We start from the raw sequence: 441 nt of genomic DNA on the forward strand, positions 1-441 counted from the left end.
CTCTAAAATAGTCGATTCATTCTCGAGCTTTGTTTTATGCTTATATCGATCTAGTTTAGCTAGCAAGAAAAGTGCTCCAAGAGCAACTGTGGCCGGAATGAAATTACTTAATGAAGGGTTTATTTGTCCTAGTAAGAGCTGTCCACCACCATGTATAGTAGAGATGATGACCACCGCCAAGAATCCTTCCTTAACTCCCTTCCATTTAGCAAATAGCCAGCAAATCATCAGACCAGCAATTATATTTGGAATCCAAAGTAAAATACCAGTATAAAACACAGTAGTAGCAGCATCTTCAATAGTCACAACATTTGTTGTAGCTATCCACGCCACGGCTAGTGTCCCAAATACATTTGCCCATGCATGACCTATAAGAGGAATGACAACAGCTGTTACGGGCTTAACTCCAATACCAACAAGTAATGGTGCAACTACTGCTAT

General features: G+C 40.1%; 1 protein-coding gene. It reads right to left on the reverse strand.

Annotation, left to right across the window (positions count from 1 at the left end; genetic code table 11):
- Positions 1–441 (reverse strand): L-lactate permease (locus AOA60_RS10055; RefSeq protein WP_178075347.1); only part of this gene is annotated, 441 nt, incomplete at both ends.

The sequence above is a fragment of the Pseudomonas sp. 2822-17 genome (genome assembly GCF_002742485.1).
Taxonomy (GTDB): Bacteria; Pseudomonadota; Gammaproteobacteria; order Pseudomonadales; family Pseudomonadaceae; genus Aquipseudomonas; species Aquipseudomonas cyclaminis.